The sequence below is a fragment of the Sphaerisporangium sp. NBC_01403 genome, from assembly GCF_045040145.1.
GTDB lineage: Bacteria > Actinomycetota > Actinomycetes > Streptosporangiales > Streptosporangiaceae > Sphaerisporangium > Sphaerisporangium viridialbum.
On sequence record NZ_CP109534.1, the window covers coordinates 1,100,326 to 1,121,950 of the forward strand.

General features: G+C 70.5%; 16 protein-coding genes. 11 read left to right on the forward strand and 5 right to left on the reverse strand.

All coding sequences use genetic code 11. From position 1 onward, the window contains the following. Positions 1 to 4 precede the first annotated feature (4 nt). The 7 genes from OG589_RS04690 (at position 5) to OG589_RS04720 (ending at position 10,197) form a co-directional block, all read left to right on the forward strand. On the forward strand, positions 5 to 2,800 hold the full coding sequence (locus OG589_RS04690) for an aconitate hydratase (RefSeq protein WP_405146474.1): 2,796 nt from the start codon (positions 5 to 7) through the stop codon (positions 2,798 to 2,800). Positions 2,801 to 3,358: 558 nt separating this feature from the next. Next, the gene (locus tag OG589_RS04695) at positions 3,359 to 4,555 is read left to right on the forward strand and encodes a cytochrome P450 (protein WP_405146476.1); all 1,197 of its coding nucleotides are present in this window, start codon (positions 3,359 to 3,361) and stop codon (positions 4,553 to 4,555) included. 64 nt (positions 4,556 to 4,619) lie between these two features. Beyond that, a complete protein-coding gene (locus tag OG589_RS04700) occupies positions 4,620 to 5,345 on the forward strand; it encodes a sulfite exporter TauE/SafE family protein (protein ID WP_405146478.1) in 726 nt (241 codons plus the stop codon). A gap of 231 nt (positions 5,346 to 5,576) precedes the next feature. Further along, complete coding sequence (locus tag OG589_RS04705; RefSeq protein WP_405146480.1) at positions 5,577 to 6,698, forward strand: sugar ABC transporter substrate-binding protein; 1,122 nt, start codon at positions 5,577 to 5,579, stop codon at positions 6,696 to 6,698. Positions 6,699 to 6,794: 96 nt separating this feature from the next. Further along, positions 6,795 to 7,571, forward strand: coding sequence for an ATP-binding cassette domain-containing protein (locus OG589_RS04710; RefSeq protein WP_405146481.1), 777 nt, complete (start codon positions 6,795 to 6,797; stop codon positions 7,569 to 7,571). Further along, complete coding sequence (locus OG589_RS04715) at positions 7,568 to 8,821, forward strand: sugar ABC transporter permease (protein ID WP_405146482.1); 1,254 nt, start codon at positions 7,568 to 7,570, stop codon at positions 8,819 to 8,821. Before OG589_RS04710 ends, OG589_RS04715 begins: the two co-directional genes overlap by 4 nt. A 173-nt stretch (positions 8,822 to 8,994) precedes the next feature. After that, positions 8,995 to 10,197: an ROK family protein gene (locus tag OG589_RS04720; protein WP_405146483.1), complete on the forward strand. Its 1,203-nt coding sequence runs from the start codon at positions 8,995 to 8,997 to the stop codon at positions 10,195 to 10,197. Positions 10,198 to 10,216: 19 nt separating this feature from the next. Here the strand turns inward: OG589_RS04720 and OG589_RS04725 are convergent, their stop codons facing one another. Beyond that, complete coding sequence (locus OG589_RS04725) at positions 10,217 to 11,023, reverse strand: neutral zinc metallopeptidase (RefSeq protein WP_405146484.1); 807 nt, start codon at positions 11,021 to 11,023, stop codon at positions 10,217 to 10,219. Between the two features lie 100 nt (positions 11,024 to 11,123). Then, complete coding sequence (locus OG589_RS04730; RefSeq protein ID WP_405146485.1) at positions 11,124 to 11,912, reverse strand: neutral zinc metallopeptidase; 789 nt, start codon at positions 11,910 to 11,912, stop codon at positions 11,124 to 11,126. Between the two features lie 245 nt (positions 11,913 to 12,157). On the opposite strand from OG589_RS04730, the gene dxs reads away from it, so the two are divergent. The 3 genes from dxs (at position 12,158) to OG589_RS04745 (ending at position 16,891) form a co-directional block, all read left to right on the forward strand. Then, the gene (dxs, locus tag OG589_RS04735; RefSeq protein WP_405151956.1) at positions 12,158 to 14,062 is read left to right on the forward strand and encodes a 1-deoxy-D-xylulose-5-phosphate synthase; all 1,905 of its coding nucleotides are present in this window, start codon (positions 12,158 to 12,160) and stop codon (positions 14,060 to 14,062) included. Between the two features lie 232 nt (positions 14,063 to 14,294). Further along, positions 14,295 to 15,767 (forward strand): amino acid permease, encoded by a 1,473-nt coding sequence (locus tag OG589_RS04740; protein ID WP_405146486.1) that lies wholly within the window; start codon positions 14,295 to 14,297, stop codon positions 15,765 to 15,767. Between the two features lie 113 nt (positions 15,768 to 15,880). Then, on the forward strand, positions 15,881 to 16,891 hold the full coding sequence (locus tag OG589_RS04745; protein WP_405146488.1) for a LacI family DNA-binding transcriptional regulator: 1,011 nt from the start codon (positions 15,881 to 15,883) through the stop codon (positions 16,889 to 16,891). Between the two features lie 24 nt (positions 16,892 to 16,915). Here the strand turns inward: OG589_RS04745 and OG589_RS04750 are convergent, their stop codons facing one another. After that, positions 16,916 to 18,163: an HRDC domain-containing protein gene (locus OG589_RS04750; protein ID WP_405146489.1), complete on the reverse strand. Its 1,248-nt coding sequence runs from the start codon at positions 18,161 to 18,163 to the stop codon at positions 16,916 to 16,918. Continuing rightward, positions 18,160 to 18,762, reverse strand: coding sequence for a DUF3000 domain-containing protein (locus tag OG589_RS04755; protein WP_405146491.1), 603 nt, complete (start codon positions 18,760 to 18,762; stop codon positions 18,160 to 18,162). The genes OG589_RS04750 and OG589_RS04755 overlap by 4 nt, the downstream gene beginning before the upstream one ends. A gap of 714 nt (positions 18,763 to 19,476) precedes the next feature. On the opposite strand from OG589_RS04755, the gene hemE reads away from it, so the two are divergent. Continuing rightward, on the forward strand, positions 19,477 to 20,514 hold the full coding sequence (gene hemE, locus OG589_RS04760; protein ID WP_405146493.1) for a uroporphyrinogen decarboxylase: 1,038 nt from the start codon (positions 19,477 to 19,479) through the stop codon (positions 20,512 to 20,514). On the opposite strand, the gene OG589_RS04765 is transcribed toward hemE, so the two are convergent. Beyond that, a complete protein-coding gene (locus tag OG589_RS04765; protein ID WP_405146495.1) occupies positions 20,515 to 21,528 on the reverse strand; it encodes a DUF4349 domain-containing protein in 1,014 nt (337 codons plus the stop codon). Positions 21,529 to 21,625 lie beyond the last annotated feature (97 nt).

The following is a 21,625-nucleotide window of genomic DNA, read 5'->3' on the forward strand; positions in this document are numbered from 1 at the left end:
CTCCGTGTCCGCGAACAGCTTCGGCAGCCGTGACACCCTCCGCGTCGGTGACGCGGCTTACGAGATCTACCGGCTGGACGCCGTCGAGGGGGCGGAGCGTCTCCCGTACAGCCTGAAGATCTTGCTGGAGAACCTCCTGCGCACTGAGGACGGCGCGAACATCACCGCCGACCACATCCGCGCCGTCGGCGGATGGGACCCTGCCGCCGCGCCGAGCGTGGAGATCCAGTTCACGCCCGCCCGGGTGATCATGCAGGACTTCACCGGTGTGCCCTGCGTGGTCGACCTGGCCACCATGCGCGAGGCCGTGCGGGACCTCGGCGGCGACGCGAGCAAGATCAACCCGCTCTCGCCGGCCGAGATGGTCATCGACCACTCGGTCATCGTCGACTTCTTCGGCGGCCCCGACTCCTTCCAGCGCAACGTCGACCGCGAGTACGAGCGCAACCACGAGCGCTACCAGTTCCTGCGCTGGGGTCAGACGGCGTTCGACGAGTTCAAGGTCGTCCCGCCGGGCACCGGCATCGTGCACCAGGTCAACATCGAGCACCTGGCCCGCGTCGTCATGATCCGCGACGGCAAGGCCTACCCCGACACCTGCGTCGGCACCGACTCCCACACCACCATGGAGAACGGCCTCGGCGTGCTCGGCTGGGGCGTCGGCGGCATCGAGGCCGAGGCCGCGATGCTCGGCCAGCCGATCTCCATGCTCATCCCGCGCGTCGTCGGCTTCAAGCTCACCGGCCAGCTGCCTCCGGGCGCCACCGCGACCGACCTGGTCCTGCGCATCACCGAGATGCTGCGCCGGCACGGGGTCGTCGGCAAGTTCGTCGAGTTCTACGGCGACGGCGTCACCGCCGTGCCGCTGGCCAACCGGGCCACGATCGGCAACATGAGCCCCGAGTTCGGCTCCACCTGCGCGATCTTCCCGATCGACGACGAGACGGTGAAGTACCTCAAGCTCACCGGCCGCAGCGCCGAGCAGGTCGCGCTGGTCGAGTCGTACGCCAAGGAGCAGGGGCTCTGGCACGACCCGTCCCGCGAGCCGGTCTTCTCCGAGTACATCGAGCTCGACCTGTCGACCGTCGTCCCCTCCATCGCCGGCCCGAAGCGCCCGCAGGACCGCATCGCGCTGTCCTCGGCCAAGGAGACCTGGCGGCACGACGTGCGGGTGTTCGTCCCTGACGCCAACGGCACCGACGAGGAGGGCAAGGAGTCCTTCCCCGCCTCCGACTCGCCGGCCTCCAACGCCAGCGCCAACGGGCACGACAAGCAGGAGGACAAGCCGGTCGCCGCCACCGAGGCCGGCTCGGAGGCGGGCCGCGACCGGCCGCGCACGCCGACCCCGGTCACGCTCGCCGACGGCACGTCGTTCGAGCTCGACCACGGCGCCGTGGTCATCGCCGCGATCACCTCCTGCACCAACACCTCCAACCCGTACGTCATGATCGGCGCGGCCCTGCTGGCCAGGAACGCCGTCGACAAGGGCCTCACGCGCAAGCCGTGGGTGAAGACCTCGCTGGCCCCGGGCTCGCAGGTGGTCACCGGCTACTTCGAGCGCTCCGGGCTCACGCCCTACCTCGACAAGCTCGGCTTCAACCTCGTCGGCTACGGCTGCACCACCTGCATCGGCAACTCCGGGCCGCTGCCCGACGAGATCTCCGAGGCCGTCCAGTCGGGCGACCTCGCGGTCACCGCCGTGCTGTCCGGCAACCGCAACTTCGAGGGCCGGATCAACCCCGACGTCAAGATGAACTACCTCGCCTCGCCGCCGCTGGTCGTCGCGTACGCCCTGGCGGGCACGATGGACCTCGACCTGAACACCGAGCCGCTCGGCACCGGCGCCGACGGCGAGCCGGTGTACCTGGCGGACATCTGGCCGTCCACCGAGGAGATCGCCGAGGTCGTCAACTCCTCGATCGGTGAGGACATGTTCCGGCGTGACTACGCCGACGTGTTCAAGGGCGACGAGGCCTGGCGCTCGCTGCCGATCCCGACGGGCGACACCTTCGAGTGGGACCCGGCCTCGACATACGTGCGCAAGGCGCCGTACTTCGAGGGCATGCCGAGCAAGCCGGAGGCCGTGACCGACATCCACGGCGCCCGCACGCTGGCGCTGCTCGGCGACTCGGTCACGACCGACCACATCTCCCCGGCCGGCTCGATCAAGTCCGACTCGCCCGCCGGGCGCTACCTCAAGGAGAACGGCGTCGAGCTGAAGGACTTCAACTCCTACGGCTCCCGGCGCGGCAACCACGAGGTCATGATCCGGGGCACGTTCGCCAACATCCGCCTGCGCAACCAGATCGCGCCGGGCACCGAGGGCGGCTTCACCCGCGACTTCACCAAGGACGGCGGCCCGGTTTCCACGATCTACGACGCCTCGGTGAACTACCAGGCGGCCGGCATCCCGCTGGTCGTGCTGGCGGGCAAGGAGTACGGCTCCGGCTCCTCGCGCGACTGGGCGGCCAAGGGCACGGCGCTGCTCGGTGTGCGCGCCGTCATCGCCGAGTCCTACGAGCGCATCCACCGCTCCAACCTGATCGGCATGGGCGTGCTCCCGCTGCAGTTCCCCGAGGGCGAGACCGCCGCCTCGCTGGGCCTGACCGGCGAGGAGACCTTCGACATCACCGGTGTCGAGGAGCTCAACTCCGGCACGACCCCGGCGACCGTCACGGTGAGGGCGGGGGACCTGGAGTTCCAGGCCGTCGTGCGCATCGACACGCCCGGAGAGGCCGACTACTACCGCCACGGCGGCATCATGCAGTACGTCCTGCGCTCCCTGCTCGCCAAGAGCTGAGCAGGGTAAGGCGGGGCCCGAGGCCCCGCTCTCGGGGGTTCACTCCCACACAGAGGACAGCCCGGCGGAACACCCATCCGCCGGGCTGTCCGGCGTTCCGGCGGGCCCCCCGCTCCACGTATGCCCCGTCCTCGGCCAGATGGGGGTCACGGGTGCGGCCGCCGGCTCCGGAGGCGCATCGAAGAGCACTGCGGGGGCACCGCTCTCGGCGGCAGGGATGGTCCTTCTTTGCGCGATAAAGTTACCGCGCTTGAGATGATATGTCGTGAAACGTTCTGGTATTGGCGGAGGCTTGACCGGTTTCACGGCGATTATGTGCTGAAGGTCGCCGGGGCTCGGGGGATTTTCTCCGCCAAGGGGTTTATTCGGCAGGCCGGCCGGGCGTATCCGCGGCGGTGTGCTTCCGGTGTGCTTCTGGGAGCCTTCGCACGCCGTTGACCTGCTGCGGCGCAGGGGCAGGCGTGATCGTCGGCAAATTTGACCACAAGCGATAACTCCCTTAATTCACCGAAATTTCGAGGCTTGTAGTGTCTTATGAAGAAAAGGGAGGAATGCAGGATGACGCACGCCATGTCGAGCCCGGTGGCCCTTCCCCTCCATCGTCAGAATCCCTTCGATCCGCCGCAGGATCTGCGCCGGTGGCGCGAGGAGGGGCCGATACGGCCGCTGCTCTACACCGACGGGCACGTGGGCTGGCTGGTGACCGGCCACGCCGCCGCCCGCGCGGTGCTCGCCGACCCCCGCTTCAGCACCGACCCGAGCCTGCTGCACCCGCCGATCGGCGAGCGGGTCATCCAGGAGCTGCTCGCCGAGGTGCCGGGGTTCTTCCTGCAGGAGGACCCGCCCGAGCACACCCGCTTCCGCCGGCAGCTCACCGGCCAGTTCACCGTGCACCACATGAAGCGGCTGGAGCCGAGGATCGAGAAGATCACCTCCGACCGGCTGGACGCCATGGAGCAGGCGGGACCGCCGGCCGAGCTGGTGGAGGAGTTCGCGCTGCCGATCCCCTCGCTGGTGATCTGCGAGCTGCTCGGCGTGCCGTACAGCGGGCACCACAGGTTCCAGCGGCGGTCCCGGGTGATGCTCGACCTCGGCTCGACGCCCGAGCAGGTGCGCGAGGCGATGGACGACCTGATGGGCTACATGCGGGAGCTGGTGGACCACAAGCGCGCCAAGCCGGGCGACGACCTGATCAGCAGCCTGGTGTCGGCCAGGCAGCTCACCAAGGACGAGATCACCGGCGTGGCGATGCTCCTGCTGGTCGCGGGCCACGAGACCACGGCGAACATGCTCGCGCTCGGCACCTTCACGCTGCTGCGGAACCCCGTGCAGCTGGCCGCGCTGCGCGACGACCCTTCCCTCGCGGCGACCGCCGTCGAGGAACTGCTGCGCTACCTCACGATCGTCCACCTGGGCGCGGTGCGCGCGGCCCGGGAGGACGTCGAGATCGAGGGGCAGGTCGTCAAGGCGGGCGAGACGGTGACGGTGTCCCTGTCCGCCGCCAACCGCGACCCCGGCCAGTTCGAGGACCCCGACACGCTCGACCTCACCCGGCCGGGGACGGGGCACCTGGCCTTCGGCCACGGCATCCACCAGTGCCTCGGGCAGCAGCTCGCCCGGGTCGAGATGCGCGTCGGGTACCCCGCGCTGCTGCGCCGCTTCCCCGGCCTGCGCCTCGCCGTCCCTCCCGAGGAGGTCGCGACGCGGTCCACCATGGCGATCTACGGCGTGCACCGGCTGCCGGTCGCCTGGTAGCGGCGCTGACCTGGCCGGATAACCGGTTGCGGTAGATGGGTGATCAGCATCTACCGTGCCACCCATGAGTCATGAGGCGCTTCTACTGCTTTTGGGTGGTTTGGCGGTATTTGTTGGGGCGGTCGTCCAGGGAGGGGTGGGGTTCGGGCTGGGGCTGGTGGCGGCGCCGATGATCACGGTGCTCGACCCCACCGTGATGCCCGGCGCCATCCAGATCGTCAACGTCACCCTCCCGCTGTTCACCCTTGCCACCGAGTGGCGCAGGGTGGACTGGCGCGGTCTCGGCTTCGCGCTGCTCGGCAGGCTGCCGGGCAGCGCCATCGGCGCGTTCATCGTCGTCTACGTCAGCACCCAGGTCCTCGGGATCTTCGTCGGCGCGATGGTGCTGGTCGCCGTGGCGGTCACCGCGTCGGCGGTCGCGATCCCGAGGAACGGGGCGACGCTGACCGCGGCCGGCTTCGTGTCCGGCATCACGGGGACCGCGACCGGCATCGGCGGCCCGCCCATGGGGATCGTCTACCAGCACGCGGCGGGGCCGCGCATCCGGGCGACCCTGGCGATGTACTTCTTCCTCTCGGCCGCGCAGTCCCTGGCCATCCTCGCCGCGGTCGGCAAGCTGCCCGGCCGGTCGGCGGTCGCGGGGCTGGCGCTCATCCCTTTCATGGTCGCGGGGTTCGCCGTCTCAGGACCCCTGCGGCGCTTCCTCGACGGCGGGCGCGTGCGAGCGGGGATCCTCGTGGTGGCCGCCGCCTCGGCCTTCGTCCTGATCACGCAGAGCCTGGCCGGTTAATCTTGCGTTTCCTGATTGTTACCGGCGACAACAAACTTTGGCCGCCTGAGGTCTGGCGCGCGGGCTCAGGGAGGAATACGTTGCCGCAAACAACATTCAAAGAAACGGCCAAGCCGAGACCCGGTCGAAGCCGTTGCTTCCCCGGTCAGAGCTCGGCCGGGCACCTCCCAAAACAGACCCCCACGCCACCCCACGAAGTGGCCATTCATGCAGAAAGGACCCGGTGCACACATGCGCAAGGGGATCCTCGGCCTGACAGCCGCCGCGGCGGCGCTCTCCCTCGGTCTCACCGCCTGCGGGGGCGACAGCGGTGGTACGACCGACGCCCAGAGCAGCGGCGCGGCCCCCGCGTCCTCCGCCGCCAAGCCGGGCAAGATCGGTGTCATCCTTCCCGACAGCAAGTCGTCGCCCCGCTGGGAGACCGCGGACCACAAGTACCTCGAAGAGGCCTTCAAGACAGCGGGTGTCGCCTACGACATCCAGAACGCCCAGAACGACAAGACCGCCTTCCAGACGATCGCCGACCAGATGATCACCAACGGCGCCACGGTGCTCGCGATCGTCAACCTGGACAGCGGCACCGGCAAGGCCGTCATCGACAAGGCCAAGGCCCAGGGTGTGCCGGTCATCGACTACGACCGCCTGACGCTCGGCGGCGGCGCCTCGTACTACGTGAGCTTCGACAACACCAAGGTCGGCACCCTTCAGGGTGAGGGCCTGGTCAAGTGCCTCGCCGACAAGAAGGTCGACAAGCCGCTGATCGCCGAGCTCAACGGCTCGCCGACCGACAACAACGCCACGCTGTTCAAGGCGGGCTACGACGGCGTGCTCAAGCCCAAGTACGACTCGGGCGAGTTCGAGAAGGGCCCGGACCAGTCCGTGCCGGACTGGGACCCGGTCAAGGGCGGCACGATCTTCGAGCAGATGCTGACCTCCTCCCCGAAGATCGCCGGTGTGCTCGCGGCCAACGACAACCTCGGGAACGCCGCCATCACCGTGCTCAAGAAGCAGAAGCTCAACGGCAAGGTGCCGGTGACCGGTCAGGACGCCGGCGTCCAGGGCCTGCAGAACATCCTCGCCGGTGACCAGTGCATGACGGTCTACAAGGCGGTCAAGAAGGAGGCCGACGCGGCCGCGGAGCTGGCCATCGCGCTGGCCAAGGGTGAGAAGCCGACCGTCAACGGCACGGTCAAGGACACCGAGACCAACCAGGACGTCCCCTCTGTCCTGCTGGACCCGCAGTCGATCACCTTCGACAACGTCAAGGACGTCGTCGCGGACGGCTTCGTCACCAAGGACGAGCTGTGCACGGGCGAGTTCGCCGCCAAGTGCACCGAGGCCGGAATCCAGTAGCAGCGAGGTTCGGTACGGCTCGCGCATGCGGGGGAGGCCTCCACAAGAGGTCTCCCCAGCCGGACGCGGGCCGTACCGTCAGCACTGAGGAGCAACGTGTCATCCCAACCCGTCCTGGAGATCCGCGGGCTCGATAAGAGCTTCGGTCCGGTGCAGGTCCTGCACGACGTCGCCTTCTCCGCGCACACCGGTGAGGTGACCGCGCTGGTCGGCGACAACGGCGCAGGCAAGTCCACCCTCGTCAAGTGCATCGGCGGCACCTACGCGATCGACGCGGGGGAGTTCCTGTTCGACGGCAAGCCCGTCCACGTCACGAGCCCCCGCGAGGCGGCCGAACTCGGCATCGAGATCGTCTACCAGGATCTCGCCCTCTGCGACAACCTCGACATCGTCCAGAACATGTTCCTCGGCAGGGAGAAGACCAGCGGGCTGGTACTCGACGAGGCGACGATGGAGGAGCTGGCGGTCAAGACCCTCGACAGCCTCTCGGTCCGCACCGTCCAGTCGATCCGCCAGCTCGTCTCCAGCCTGTCGGGCGGCCAGCGGCAGACGGTCGCCATCGCCAAGGCCGTGCTGTGGAACAGCAAGGTCGTCATCCTGGACGAGCCCACTGCGGCGCTCGGCGTCGCCCAGACCGCCCAGGTGCTTGAGCTGGTCCGCCGCCTCGCCGACAACGGCCTGGCGGTGATCCTGATCTCGCACAACATGAACGACGTATTCGCCGTCTCGGACCGGATCGCGGCCCTGTACCTGGGCCGGATGGCCGCGCAGGTGAAGACGGCCGATGTCACCCACTCGCAGGTCGTCGAGCTCATCACCTCGGGGCGCAGCGGCGAGCTCGGCCTGCAGAACGTCAACGGAGTCACCGCATGAGTACGACCATGCTTCCCGGGCAGAAGGCCGCCGCGCAGACCCCCAGCATCGGCGGCAACTTCCGCGGCTACGTGGCCCGGGTCCGAGGCGGTGACATGGGCGCCCTGCCGGCCATCCTCGGGCTGGTCGTGCTCTGCACGGCCTTCGCGATCCTCCGACCGGTGTTCCTCTCGGCGACCAACTTCGCCAACCTGTTCACGCAGGGCGCCGCGATCAGCCTGATCGCCATGGGCCTGATCTTCGTCCTCCTGCTCGGCGAGATCGACCTGTCCGCCGGTTACACCAGCGGCGTCTGCGCGGCCGTGCTCGCCGTCGCGATGACCAACCACGGCTGGCCCTGGTACCTCAGCGTCGCCGCGGCGATCGTCACGGGAATGGTGATCGGGCTCGCGCTCGGCGCGCTGGTCGCCAAGCTCGGCATCCCGTCGTTCGTGGTGACGCTGGCCGCCTTCCTGGCCTTCCAGGGCCTGCTGCTGGTGCTGGTGAACGAGGGCAACAACATCGCGATCCGCGACCCGGTGATCATCGCGATCGAGAACAGGTACCTCCCTCCGGCCCTCGGCTGGATCCTGTACGCGGTGTGCGTCGTGGTGTACGCCCTCGTCCAGGTAGTCCGGGCGCGGCGCCGCGCCGGCCGGGGCCTGCTCGCGGACCCCGCGACGGTCATCGCCTTCCGGGTCGGCACGCTGGCCGTCCTCGGCGGCTTCGCGGTGTACGCGCTGAACCTGGAGCGCAGCCGCAACGTCCTGCTGGTCTCGCTCAAGGGCGTGCCGATCGTCGTCCCGCTCGTGCTGGCTCTGCTGGTGTTCTGGACCTTCGTCCTGCGCCGCACGGCCTTCGGCAGGCACATCTACGCCGTCGGCGGCAACGCCGAGGCGGCGCGCCGGGCCGGTATCCGGGTGGACCGCATCCGGATCAGCGCCTTCGTCATCTGCTCCGGCATGGCGTCGATCGGCGGCATCGTCCTGGCCTCCCAGGCCAGCTCCGTCGACCCGAGCACGGGCGGCAGCGACGTGCTGCTGTTCGCGGTCGGAGCCGCGGTGATCGGCGGCACGAGCCTGTTCGGAGGCAAGGGAAGGGTGCTCGACGCGGTCCTCGGCGGGGCCGTGGTCGCGGTCATCAACAACGGCATGGGCCTGATGGGCTACAGCGCCAGCGTGAAGTACATCGTCACCGGGTCGGTCCTGCTGCTGGCCGCCGGGGTCGACGCCCTGTCGCGCAAGCGCGCCGCCGCGTCCGGTCTGAGGTGAGGCCCGGCCCACGCCGGGCCGTACATCGCGCATGGAGGTCACGCACGCGCCACGATTTGCCAAGGTGACGCCCAGGGTGTTCATATGAACACCCACGGCGTGCTCATCAGGCCTGCCGCCACGGCGGGCCGTCCCCCCCCGATCTGATCGCACGAGGAACCAGAGGACCACGGATGATGCGCGCGGGCCCCTCGCAGGAGGAGATCCGGCGCCACAACCTCGGCGTCGTCCTGCGCCACGTCCACCTGAACGGGCCCACCTCCCGGTCCGAGCTGACCACCAAGATGGGGCTCAACCGCAGCACCATCATGGCGCTCACCGCCGACCTGACCGCGGCGGGCCTGGTGCGCGAGGAGCTCCCGACGGAGACCGGCCGGGCCGGGCGCCCCTCGCTGGTGGTCAGGCCCGAGTCCCGGGTGTACGTCCTGGCGTTCGACATCGGCGTCGACAGGGTGGTGGCGGCCCGGGTCGGGCTGGGCGGGGTGATCCTCGACCGCCGCGAGGCCATCCGGGAGCGCGGGCCCTTCGTCCTGGAGAGCGTCGTCGGGCGCCTGGCGTCCTTCACCGGGCAGATGCTGAAGAAGACCCGCTCCGACACGGTCTGCGTCGGAGCCGGGGTGGCGTTCAGCGGCGGCGTGCGCAGCTCCGACGGCGTGGTCCGGTTCAGCCCGAACATGGGGGTCGAGGACATCCCCCTCGGCGAGGCGCTGGAGGCCAGGCTGGCGCTGGGCATCCCCGTCGCCGTGGGCAACGACGCCAACCTCGGCGCGCTGGCCGAGCAGGCGCGGGGGGTGGGCGTGGGCTGCCGCGACCTCATCTACCTGCACGGGGACGTCGGCATCGGGGGCGGCATCATCGCCGCGGGCCAGCTGCTCGGCGGCCAGGGCGGCTACGGCGGCGAGGTCGGCCACATGGTCGTCAACGCCGGGGGCCGGCCCTGCGGCTGCGGGTCGCGCGGCTGCCTGGAGGCCGAGGTGGGGGAGCGGGCCCTGCTGGAGGCGGCCGGCCGCTTCGGCGACGACATCGGGCGCGACGCGGTGCGCAGCGTCGTGGACGCCGCCGACCGCGGCGACATCGTCGCCCAGGACGCGCTCGCCCGCGTGGGCGACTGGCTCGGCCTCGGCGTCGCCAACCTGGTGAACATCCTCAACCCCGAGATGGTCATCTTCGGGGGCATACTCCGGGAGATCTACCTGGGCTCGGCGGCCCAGGTGCGCAGCCGGATCACCACCGACGTCCTGCACGCCTCGCGCGAGAGCCTGCGGCTGCGCACCCCGGCACTGGGCGACGACACCACGCTGGTGGGCGCCGCCGAGCTGGCCTTCGCCCAGGTGCTCGCAGACCCCCTGGAGGCCCTGGCCCGCGTCGGCCCCTAGCCGCCCGCGCCCGGCCCCGCTAGCCCTGGGGGGAGCTGGCGACCATCGTGGAGCCGGCGATCCAGGTGTTGCAGCCGGAGGGGCCGGCCGCCTTGAAGCCGCGGTTCAGCCAGTTGGCGATGTTGCGTCCCTTGCCGTGGTCGCGGACCTTGCTGTTCTCGTCGCCGCTCTCACGGGTGGCTTCGAGCAGGAAGTCCCAGTCGTCGGCCGTCCGGTCCAGGGAGTCCCAGACGCTGCCGATGAACGCTCCCGCGAAGCACTCCGCCTGGAGTTCGAGGCGCCGCAGCTGCTCGTTGGACTCGGTCTTGCTCCGGCGGGGCAGGCGGTTGAACCCGCGCTCGATGCCCGTGATGTTCTGCACGTGGTGGCCGTACTCGTGGGCGATGAGGTCCAGCAGGAACAGCTCCTCGGCCTGCTGGGTCAGGTGCTTGTCGAGCAGCACCACGATCCGGCGGTCGGAAGGGCAGTAGATGCCCTGGGCGTGCGAGGGCCACTTCTGGCCGCACACCCGCTGCGGCTTGGAGATGAACTGCAGGCGCGGCTTGGAGAACGGGATGCGGGCCTTTTTCAGCTGGGCGGCCCACGACTCGTTCAGGCACGTGAAGATCGGCATGACGTACCTCTTGGCCGAGGCCGCGCTGCCGGGCGTGACCGGCCTTTCCGGGCAGTCCGACACGGGAAGCCGGCCGGAGACGTAGAGAGGGCTTCTGGTCAGCGCGGCCGTGTTCCTGATCGGATAGCCGGCCGCCGACGCCGGGGCGGCCTGTGCCGTGCCCGCCATGAAGATGCCCGCCACCAGCGCGATGGAGAGCTTGCGAATGATCACAGCAGAGCAGGCTAGCCGCTATATCCGTCCATAGTCCGATAATTACGGCACTAGGCGAGAAGACGAGCCGGCGGGACCGCGACTGGGCCGATCCTCGTTGCTAGGCCACCATCGCCGAGCCGGCGATCCAGGTGTTGCAGGCGGCGGGGCTCGCCGCCTTGTAGCCGCGGTTGAGCCAGTTGGCCATGTTGCGTCCCTTGCCGTGGTCGCGGACGTCGGCGGTCTCGTCACCGCTCCGCCGGTCGGCGTCGAGCAGGGACTTCCAGTCCTCGCCCGTACGGTCCAGCGAGGGCCAGACGCTGCCGATGAAGGCCCCGGCCAGGCACTCGGCCTGCAGCTCGTGCCGGCGCGTCTGCTCGTAGAACTCGGCCTTGCCGTCGTTGGGCAGCCGGTCCAAGGCGCGCCACATGCCCGCGATGTTCTGCACGTGGTGGCCGTACTCGTGGGCGATCACGTCCATGAGGAACAGGTCCGACGGGTCGTCGACCACGGCGCTGTCGAGCATGATGATGATCTGGCGGCTCGTGTTGCAGTAGATCGCCTGGACGTCCTTGCCCCACTTGGCGCCGCAGATCTTCTGGGGCTTGGTGATGAACCTCACAGGCGGCTTGGTGAACGGCAGGCCGGCCTTGGCGAACTGGGCCGCCCACGCCCTGTCCAGGCACTTCACGAGCGGCACCAGATAGCTCTTCACCGAGGCCACGTTCCCCGCCTGGACCGCCGGCTCGGGGCACGAAGCGGCTGGAAGGCGGCCTGAGGCGTACAGAGCGTTCTTGGTGAGGATGTCCGTGTTCTTGATCGGGTAGGCCGCCTGGGCGGCGTTGGCCGTGCCGCCCAGCAGCGAGCCGGCGATCACGACGAAGAGGAGGACGAGGGAGGACTTTCGCATGGTCTCGTGAGGGTACGCGAGCCGCCCACTTGCCGTAAAACCGATCTAATGTGGACAAGTCCGGGAGGTTTCGAGAGGTTGGCCCAGGAGCGTCCACAGAGTGGGACGCTTAGGCAAGGCCGGAGCGCCGCTGGCACGGGGCTTCCGGGCAAATAGACTCGGGCGGGTCTACAACAGGCGGAGGGGATGATTCCGTGAGCGAGCGGAGCCAGCGAACCAACGGTTCGGGCGCAGGGCGGGCCGGCCTGCTGGAATCCGTCAAGGGTCCGGGAGATCTCAAGCGTCTGGAGGTCGGCGAGCTTCCGGCGCTGGCCGCGGAGTTGCGCGACCTGCTGGTCGACGCCACTTCCCGCATCGGAGGCCACCTCGGCCCGAATCTCGGGGTCGTCGAGCTGACGATCGCGCTGCACCGGGTCTTCGACTCGCCGACAGATCGCATCTTGTGGGACACCGGCCACCAGGCGTACGTGCACAAGATGCTCACCGGGCGCGCGGCCGACTTCGTCACGCTCCGTCAGGAGGGCGGCCTGTCGGGTTACCCGAGCCAGGCCGAGTCCGATCACGATGTCATCGAGAACTCCCATGCCTCGACCGCTCTGTCGTACGCCGATGGGCTCGCCAAGGCGTACAAGCTGCGCGGCGACACCGGTCGCACGGTCGTCGCGGTGATCGGTGACGGTGCGCTGACCGGTGGCATGGCCTGGGAGGCGCTCAACAACATCGCCGGGCACGCCAAGGACCCTGACCTGCCGCTCGTCATCGTCGTCAACGACAACGGCAGGTCCTACTCTCCGACGATCGGCGGCCTGGCCTCGCATCTGGCGTCGCTGCGTATGACGCAGAACTACGAGCATGTCCTTGAGTTCGTCAAGCAGAACCTCGGCAAGGTGCCCGTGGTCGGCGCCCCCTTGTATGAGACCCTGCACGGCCTGAAGAAGGGCATCAAGGACGTCGTCGCGCCGCAGGTGATGTTCGAGGATCTCGGGCTGAAGTACGTCGGCCCGATCGACGGCCACGACGAGCAGGCCGTCGAGGCGGCGCTGCGCAAGGCCCGCGATTTCCGGGGGCCGGTCATCGTGCACGTCCTCACCACCAAGGGGTACGGTTACTCGCCCGCTGAGAATCACGACGAGGACTGCTTCCACTCGCCGCAGCCGTTCGACCCGCTGACCGGTGAGGAGCAGCCCAAGCCGCACAGCTGGACCAACGTGTTCAGCCAGGAGCTGGTGCGCCTGGGCGCCGAGCGTGGCGACATCGTGGCGATCACCGCGGCCATGCTCCATCCCACCGGCCTGGCGGCGTTCGCCGAGGCCTACCCTGACCGCACCTATGATGTCGGCATCGCCGAGCAGCACGCGCTGACCAGCGCCGCGGGTCTGGCGCTCGGTGGCCTGCACCCGGTGGTCGCGCTCTACGCCACCTTCCTCAACCGTGCCTTCGATCAGCTGCTGATGGACGTCGCGCTCCACCGCCTGCCGGTCACGGTCGTGCTGGACCGGGCGGGCGTCACCGGCGACGACGGGGCCAGCCACAACGGCATGTGGGATCTGTCGATCCTCCAGGTGGTCCCGGGGCTCTCGATCGCCGCGCCGCGTGACGCCGCGCGGCTGCGCGAGTTGCTGGCCGAGGCGGTCGAGGTCGATGACGGCCCCACGGTGGTCCGGTTCCCCAAGGGAGCGGTCGGCGCCGAGATCGAGGCCGTGGGCAGGCTCGGCGCGATGGACATCCTGCGGCAGGCGGGCGAGGAGGCCGACGTGCTGCTCGTGGCCGCGGGGCCGATGGCCCAGGCCGGGCTGGAGGCCGCCAGGCTGCTGGACGCGCAGGGCATCTCGGCGACCGTGGTCGATCCGCGCTGGGTGAAGCCGCTGGACGAGGCGCTGGTGGCCGCCGCCGCGGCGCACAGGCTCGTCGCCGTCGTGGAGGACAACGGCCGCGTCGGCGCGGTGGGCGACGCGGTGGCCCGCCTGCTCAGAGACGCGGGCGTCGATGTCCCCGTGCGCACCTTCGGCATCCCGCAGCGGTTCCTCGACCACGCCAAACGGGCCAAGATCCTCTCCGAGATCGGCCTCACCGGCCAGGATCTCGCCCGCGAGATCACCGAGGCGGTCGCCAGACGCTCCCCGGCGCTGGAGGGCGACCCCGCGCTCTGATGTGGTGCTCGGCGGGGCCGGTGCGGCCCCGCCGGCGCCCAGGCTCTGTGATCCCGGGTTTCCCCTGGTCATTCCCCTTCTTGATCCGGTCGCGTGCCGGCTCGCCGGAAATCCGGCCCGGTTCCCGACCGTGGGAAGAATGAGGAATGTTTGTCCGACCCGGGGGTACGCATGACCCGCGCTTTCGCGGAAGGCGTCCTGCGCGATCAATGACGATCAGGGGGCGTGGCCCATGTCGATTTTCCGTACCAAGACGGTCGAGCGCTCGATCGAGGACACCGAGTCGCCCGAGCACCGGCTCCGCCGCAACCTGAGCGCTCTCGACCTGACCGTCTTCGGTGTGGGCGTGATCGTGGGCACCGGCATCTTCGTCCTCACCGGCCAGGTGGCCAGGGACACCGCGGGCCCGGCCGTCGCTCTCTCGTTCGTCATCGCCGGCGTCGTCTGCGCGCTCGCCGCCCTGTGCTACGCCGAGTTCGCCTCGACCGTGCCGGTGGCCGGGTCCGCGTACACCTTCTCGTACGCCACCATCGGGGAGTTCCCCGCGTGGATCGTCGGGTGGGACCTGATGCTGGAGCTGGCCCTCGGCGGCGCGGTGGTCGCGGTCGGCTGGTCGGGATACTTCTCCGAGCTGCTCGCCACGCTCGGCGTCCACCTGCCCCCCACGCTCGCCGGCGAGCACGCCGCGTTCAACGTCCCCGCCGTCGTGGTCGTGCTCGCGCTGACGGCCGTGCTGGTGGCCGGCATCAAGCTGTCCGCGCGGTTCAACCTCGTCGTGGTGACGATCAAGGTCGCCGTCGTGCTGCTGGTCATCGTCGCGGGGCTGTTCTTCGTGAAGAGCGCGAACTTCAGCCCGTTCATCCCGCCGTCCCAGCCGATCCCGGCGGCGGACGGCCTCAAGGCGCCGCTGATCCAGGTGCTGTTCGGCGTCGCACCGGTGGCCTACGGGGTGCTCGGCGTCTTCTCGGGCGCGGCCATCGTCTTCTTCGCCTTCATCGGCTTCGACGTGGTGGCCACGGCCGCCGAGGAGACCAGGAGGCCGCAGCGCGACCTGCCCATCGGCATCATCGCCTCCCTGGTGATCTGCACCGTCCTGTACGTCGCGGTGTCGCTGGTCGTCGTCGGCATGCAGCCGTACTACCGGCTCAGCCGCTCGGCGCCGCTGGCCGGCGCGTTCCGCGTCCTCGGCCAGGACTGGCTGGCCACGATCATCAGCGTCGGCGCCCTGGCGGGGCTCACGACCGTCGTGATGATCCTGATGCTCGGCCAGAGCCGCATCTTCTTCGCCATGAGCCGCGACAACCTGCTTCCCCGGGGGCTGGCCGCCGTCCACCCGCGTTTCGGCACCCCGTACCGCATCACGATCATCATCGGCGTGGCCACGGCGCTGCTGGCCGGGCTCATCCCGCTGTCGGCCCTGGCCGAGCTGGTCAACATCGGGACGCTGTTCGCGTTCGTGCTGGTCTCGATCGGCGTAGTCATCCTGCGCAGGACCCGGCCCGAGCTGCCCCGCGCCTTCCGCACGCCGCTGGTGCCGCTGGTGCCCGTCCTGTCGGTGCTGGCGTGCGTCTACCTGATGCTGAACCTCCCGGTCGAGACGTGGCTGAGGTTCCTCATCTGGATGGCGATCGGGGTCGCGCTCTACTTCGTGTACGGCATGCGGCACAGCCGGGTCGACGACCACCCCCCGGTCGCCGTGAAGTGACGCCCGTGTCCTCAAGGCCACGACTACCCCCGAATCCCCCGGTACCCGTGCGTGAGGCGCCCGAGACCGCTGGACAATGAGAGGGGAGCAGGCCGGGGCGCGGGAGGATGACCATGGTCACGCTGGAAGACGTCGCCAGGGACGCGGGGGTGTCACTGGCGACAGCCTCACGGGTGCTGAACGGCAGCAGCCGCCGGGTGGGCGCGGCCTTGCGGGCGCGGGTCGAGTCGTCGGCCGCCAGGCTCGGCTACCGGGTGGACGCGACCGCGCAGGCCCTCGCGCGGGGCGCGAGCAACGTCGTCGGCCTGGTGATCCAGGATCTGACCGATCCCTACTTCGCGGCCATCGCCGACGGCGCCATCCGCGCCGCCGACCGGCACGACATGGTGGTGACGCTCGGCACGACCTACCGCGACCCTCAGCGCGAGATCGCCCTCGTCGCCACGCTGAACGCCCAGCGGGCCCGGGCGGTGCTGATCGCCGGGTCGCGCGTCGTGGACGACGCCATGATCCGCCGCCTGCGCGCCGAGCTCGACTTCTACCGCGCCTCCGGGGGCCGGGTCGCCATGATCGGGCAGGACCTCCTCGGCATCGACACCGTCACCCCGCTGAACCACGACGGGGCCCGCAAGCTCGCCCTGGCGCTCGCGGGCCAGGGCCACCGCCGCTTCGCCGTGCTGGCAGGGCCGCCGAACCTCTACACCGCCATCGACCGGGCGGCCGGCTTCGCCCAGGGGCTGCGCGAGCTCGGCCTGCCCGCGCCGATCGTCGTGAACGGCGGGTTCGACAGGGACGGCGGGTACGACGCCGCCGTCGAGCTGGTGAGCATGGACACCGGCGCCACCTGCGTGTTCGCGGTGAACGACGTGATGGCGGTCGGGGCGCTGGCCGCCTTCAGGGAGCAGGGGGTCGACGTGCCGGGCGATCTGTCGATGGCGGGGTTCGACGACATCGCGTCGCTGCGCGACCTCGCCCCCGCGCTGACGACGGTACGGCTGCCGCTCGCGCGCATGGGATCGCTCGCGCTCGACCTCGCGCTCTCGCCGGACGACGTGCCCAGGCGGACACCCGTCGAGGGCGAGGTCGTGCTCCGCGAGAGCGTGCGGAAGCTCGCGAACACCTGACCTTGCCTTACTTCGTAAAGGCGATCAGCCCTCGGGCTCTTCCTTGGCGGCCAGGCGGGTCAGCGCCACCGACAGAGGGCCCGCCGTCAGGGCGATCTGCCACTCGCGGGCGCCCAGCTCGCGCAGCCGGGCCTCCACGGTCCCCTCGTCGAGGTCGGCGGGAGGCTCCCAGGTGAGCCGCCGGATCGCCTCCGGCTGGAGGAGGTTCTCCGTGGGCATGTGGTGGGTCTCCGCCAGCGCGGCCACCGCCGCCCTCGCGACGGCCAGCCGCCTGGCGGCGGCCGGATCGCGGTCGGCCCAGCGGTTCGCGGGCGGGGGCCCGTCCCCGGGGCCGCTCGGCTGGGGGAGCTGCGTCTCCGTCAGCACGCGCGCCCGTCCGATGGCGTTGAGCCACTCGCGCAGGTGGCGCCGGGCGCTGCGCCCGGTGAAGGGGGCTATGTCGGTCAGGGCCTTGGTCGTGCGGGGCTGCTCCAGCGCGGCGGTCACGATCGCCGAGTCCGGCAGCACCCGGCCGGGCGCCAGGTCGGCCTCCCGCGCCAGCTCGTCGCGCAGCGTCCACAGCTCGCGCACCACGGCCAGGCCGCGCAGGGAGCGCACCCGGTGGATGCCCGAGGTGCGCCGCCAGGGGTCGGTGCGCGGCGGCGCCGGGGGAGCGGCCAGGATCGAGGAGAACTCCTCCTGGGCCCATCCGAGCTTGCCCTTGGCGGCCAGCTCGTCGTGGAGCATGTCGCGCAGCTCGATGAGCACCTCGACGTCGAGCGCGGCGTAGCGCAGCCAGTCCTCGGGGAGCGGCCGGTGGGACCAGTCGGCCGCCGAGTGGCCCTTCTCCAGGCGGAGCCCGAGGACGTTCTCCACCATCGTGCCGAGGCCGACGCGCTCGTAGCCGAGCAGCCGCCCGGCCAGCTCGGTGTCGAACAGCTTGCGGGGGGTGAAGCCGATCTCCGCCAGGCAGGCGAGGTCCTGCGTGGCGGCGTGCAGGACGATCTCGGCGTCGGCCAGCGCCGAGTCCAGCTCCGACAGGTCGGGGCAGGAGGTGGGGTCGATGAGCGCGCTGCCGGCGCCGGCGCGGCGTAGCTGCACGAGGTACGCCCGGCCGCTGTAGCGGTAGCCGGAGGCGCGCTCGGCGTCGACGGCGACCGGGCCGGTGCCCTTGGCGAACGCGCGTACGGCCGCCGCGAGCGCGGCGGGGTCCTCGATGACCGGCGGGATGCCCTCGCGGGGCTCCAGAAGCGGGACTATCTCGGATGCGGGGATGATTTCGTCGTCGGTCACGTCCTGAAGGACTCCGGGTCTTCGCGACGCGCGGACCGTTGCGGGAGGGCCGCGACGTCGGGTGGCAGGGGTGGGATGCCCGCGGCGAGGCACATCAGGTCGCACCAGGCGGCGACGTGCGCCGACAGGTCCTCTTCGAGCGGGGACCACGACGCGCGCAGCTCCAGCTCGGTTGTGACCGGGTCGTCGGCCTTGTTGCCGAACCCCTCGGAAACGGCGCGGGTGACGGTGCCGCCCGCGGCGGCGTAGCGCGCGCGGCGGGAGTCGAGGGCCTCGGTCAGCCAGCTCCACGCCACGGGCCCGAGCATCGGGTCGGAGGTGATCTCCGGCTCCATGTCGGCGCGGACGTACGCGACCAGCCGGAAGGGACCATCCCATCCGCGCTGGCCGTCGGGGTCGAACAACATGATCAGCCGGCCGACCGCGAGCTCGTCGTCGTCGCGGTAGACGGATGCTCCGACAGCGCCGGAGTAGGGGGCGAGCCGCTGGGGGGCGGGAATGTCCTCCAGCTCGATTTCGGGCCTGACCTCGGCGGGACGCAGGCTTTCCAGGGCCCGCCGGAATGCGGCAGGCGCCGGTGGCGCGTCACCGATGGTCATGATGGCAGCGTAGGCCGGAGTGGGCGATGCCGGAAGCAGGGGGGTATGCGCCGGGAGCACAGGTGGTGATCAAGCCGCGATCACCGGGCCGACGCCACGCTCCGCGGAGCTCCGGTCGCGGCCGTCGTCGTGCCCGCCGAGGCGGTGCCGCCGCTCGAATCCCCGTTCGACGGCACGGCGCGCACAACGCACCGTGCGGTGCTCGGAGGAACTCCACATCGCGGTCATCGCGAGCCTTTCGTCGGGTCCCGGGATCGAGAGTTCGGACGGACAGGAGTGCGCGTCGCCTGGCCGGCGCTCCCCACCCGCGCGCCTTTGTCCGTGAACTCGAGGGCTGGTCCGACGTTGACACGTCACGGCGACATTTCCCCGCAACGCGCTCGGCGTGTCCCGAAAGTGGTCACGGAATCAGCGCCGCGCGGTGTTTTGACGAACATTTGAGCCAGCCGCGACATGATCACGGACCTCACGTGAGACGTACTGTACCTGCGCTTGGGATTGCCTTGACTCGGCGGTCGGCCGGTCTGGCACGACCTTGGCCTACCGAACCAGACATAGTGTACGGTTCGCGGCTTCCATTAGCATGACCGGACATCCGCCCGGTAAATATCTTTTTCGCGGCAAGCTTTGGTATCAAGCCCCGGCGCCGGCACGCGGCGCACAGCGCACGTACGCGGTGCGTGGACCGGCCGCTTCACATGGCACCCTGGATGGGTGAATCCCGAGACCGCCGAGTCCCCGTTCGTCCGTGCCTGCCGGCGACTTCCCGTGCCCCACACGCCCGTCTGGTACATGCGCCAGGCCGGACGCTCGCTGCCCGAGTACCGCGCGGTGCGCGCCGACGTGCCGATGCTCACCGCGTGCGCGACGCCCGACCTCATCGTGGAGATCACGATGCAGCCCGTGCGGCGGTACGGGGTGGACGCGGCGATCTTCTTCAGCGACATCGTGGTGCCGCTCAAGGCCATCGGGATCGACCTCGACATCAAGCCGGGCGTCGGCCCCGTCGTCGCCGCCCCGATCAGGGACACCGCCGGGGTGGGCACGCTGCGCGCCCTCGACGCCGGCGACGTGCCCTACGTCACCGAGGCCATCGGGGCGCTGACCAAGGAGCTCGGCCCCACGCCGCTCATCGGGTTCGCCGGGGCCCCGTTCACGCTCGCGTCGTACCTGATCGAGGGCGGCCCCTCCAAGAACCACGACCACACCAAGGCCATGATGTACGGCGAGCCCGCGCTGTGGCACGCGCTCATGGGCCGCCTCACCGACATCACGCTGTCCTACCTGCGGGTGCAGATCGACGCCGGCGTCTCGGCGGTCCAGCTCTTCGACTCCTGGGTCGGCGCCGTCGCCCCGGCCGACTACCGCGAGTTCGTCCTCCCCTACACCAGCCGCATCTTCGCCGGGCTTGCCGACCTGGACGTGCCGCGCATCCACTTCGGCGTGGGCACCGGCGAGCTGCTCGGGCTGCTGGGCGAGGCGGGCGCCGACGTGGTGGGCGTCGACTGGCGGGTGCCACTCGACGAGGCCGCGCGCCGCGTCGGCCCCGGCAAGGCGCTCCAGGGCAACCTCGACCCCGCCGTGCTGTTCGCGCCGTGGGACGTCGTCGAGGGCCGCGCCCGCGACATCGTCGAGCGGGGCCGGGCGGCCGAGGGCCATGTGTTCAACCTCGGCCACGGGGTGCTGCCCACGACCGACCCCGGCCAGCTCGCCCGCCTCACCGACCTCGTGCACGAGGCCTCCGCCCGCTGATCACCGCTCCCGCGCGGCCTCGGGCTCCTCGGGCTCCTCGGGAGCGTCCGGTACGGGCCGTCGCGCCGCCCCGGGGCCGGGGAGGAAGGACGGCACGCGCCGCCGTACGGCCACGTAGGCGACCCACAGCACGCCGAGCACCACCAGCCAGGGCAGGAGCGCGCCGAAGACCGTCAGGGCGATCCTGGTCGTGCTCGCCAGGGCGTGCCAGCCCGCCTTGAGGCCGCTGAGGAAGTTCGGCGGTGCGGGCTTCGGCTTGGGCGGCGCGGGGGCGGGCCGGGTGACGTGCACGAGCCGGAGGGTCAGCGTTCCGAGGGCGGTCTGGGCCGCCAGGGTCCTCTGCCGGGCCTGCAGCGACTCCAGGTCGCCCTCGCGGGTGGAGATCTCCCGCTCGACCTCCAGCACCTGGCCGATGGTCTTGGCCTTGGCCATGAACTTCCTGACCTGTTCGAGCGCGGACTTGGACGACTTGATCCGGCTGTCGACGTCCGCGATCTGCTGGCTCACGTCCTCGGTGCCAAGGCTCAGCGACTCCCGTACGCCGAGATCCTTGCCGAGCTGGGCCACCACGGCCTGATAGCGGTCCGGGGGGATCTTGAAGACGATGGACGACCTGCCCTCGCGCCCGTACGAGGTGGACTGCTCGCTGTCCACGCGCCCGCCCGCCGCGGCGACGATCTGCTTGGCCTTCTCGGCCGCGACGGTCACGTCCTTGACGCGGACCTCCATCTCGCCGGTGTAGACGATGGACCGGTCCGCCTGCCGGACCTCCACCTTGGCGGAGTCCCCGGAGGAGCGGGACCCGGAGTCCTGGCCCGTGGCCCCGCTCCCGCCCTGCCCGGTGCCGCCCTCCGCCTGCCCGGCGGCCGGCGCGGGGGCCCGCACGTCCACCGGCGGGGCGGCCGGGGCGGCCCCCGAGCTCGACTGATCCTGTGACCCCCCGCAGGCCGAGACGGCGAGGACGACGGCCACCAGGGTCGCTACCAGCGAGGGGCGGCTCCGTAATCTGCTCATGCCCTTGTTGACGAGACCCGCGGGCGCCGGGTTTGACCAAGCCGCGTCACAATGGCGTCACGTTCTCCGCCCACCGCCCCAGAGCCTGGCCGTGACC

What these genes read in the sequence shown, in the direction of transcription:
- OG589_RS04695 (WP_405146476.1), top strand. Translation starts at nt 3,359, where the DNA reads ATGACGCACGCCATGTCGAGCCCGGTGGCCCTTCCCCTCCATCGTCAG.
- OG589_RS04700 (WP_405146478.1), top strand. Translation starts at nt 4,620, where the DNA reads ATGAGTCATGAGGCGCTTCTACTGCTTTTGGGTGGTTTGGCGGTATTT.
- OG589_RS04705 (WP_405146480.1), top strand. Translation starts at nt 5,577, where the DNA reads ATGCGCAAGGGGATCCTCGGCCTGACAGCCGCCGCGGCGGCGCTCTCC.
- OG589_RS04715 (WP_405146482.1), top strand. Translation starts at nt 7,568, where the DNA reads ATGAGTACGACCATGCTTCCCGGGCAGAAGGCCGCCGCGCAGACCCCC.
- OG589_RS04720 (WP_405146483.1), top strand. Translation starts at nt 8,995, where the DNA reads ATGATGCGCGCGGGCCCCTCGCAGGAGGAGATCCGGCGCCACAACCTC.
- OG589_RS04730 (WP_405146485.1), bottom strand. Translation starts at nt 11,912, where the DNA reads ATGCGAAAGTCCTCCCTCGTCCTCCTCTTCGTCGTGATCGCCGGCTCG.
- OG589_RS04740 (WP_405146486.1), top strand. Translation starts at nt 14,295, where the DNA reads ATGTCGATTTTCCGTACCAAGACGGTCGAGCGCTCGATCGAGGACACC.
- OG589_RS04745 (WP_405146488.1), top strand. Translation starts at nt 15,881, where the DNA reads ATGGTCACGCTGGAAGACGTCGCCAGGGACGCGGGGGTGTCACTGGCG.
- OG589_RS04755 (WP_405146491.1), bottom strand. Translation starts at nt 18,762, where the DNA reads ATGACCATCGGTGACGCGCCACCGGCGCCTGCCGCATTCCGGCGGGCC.
- OG589_RS04765 (WP_405146495.1), bottom strand. Translation starts at nt 21,528, where the DNA reads ATGAGCAGATTACGGAGCCGCCCCTCGCTGGTAGCGACCCTGGTGGCC.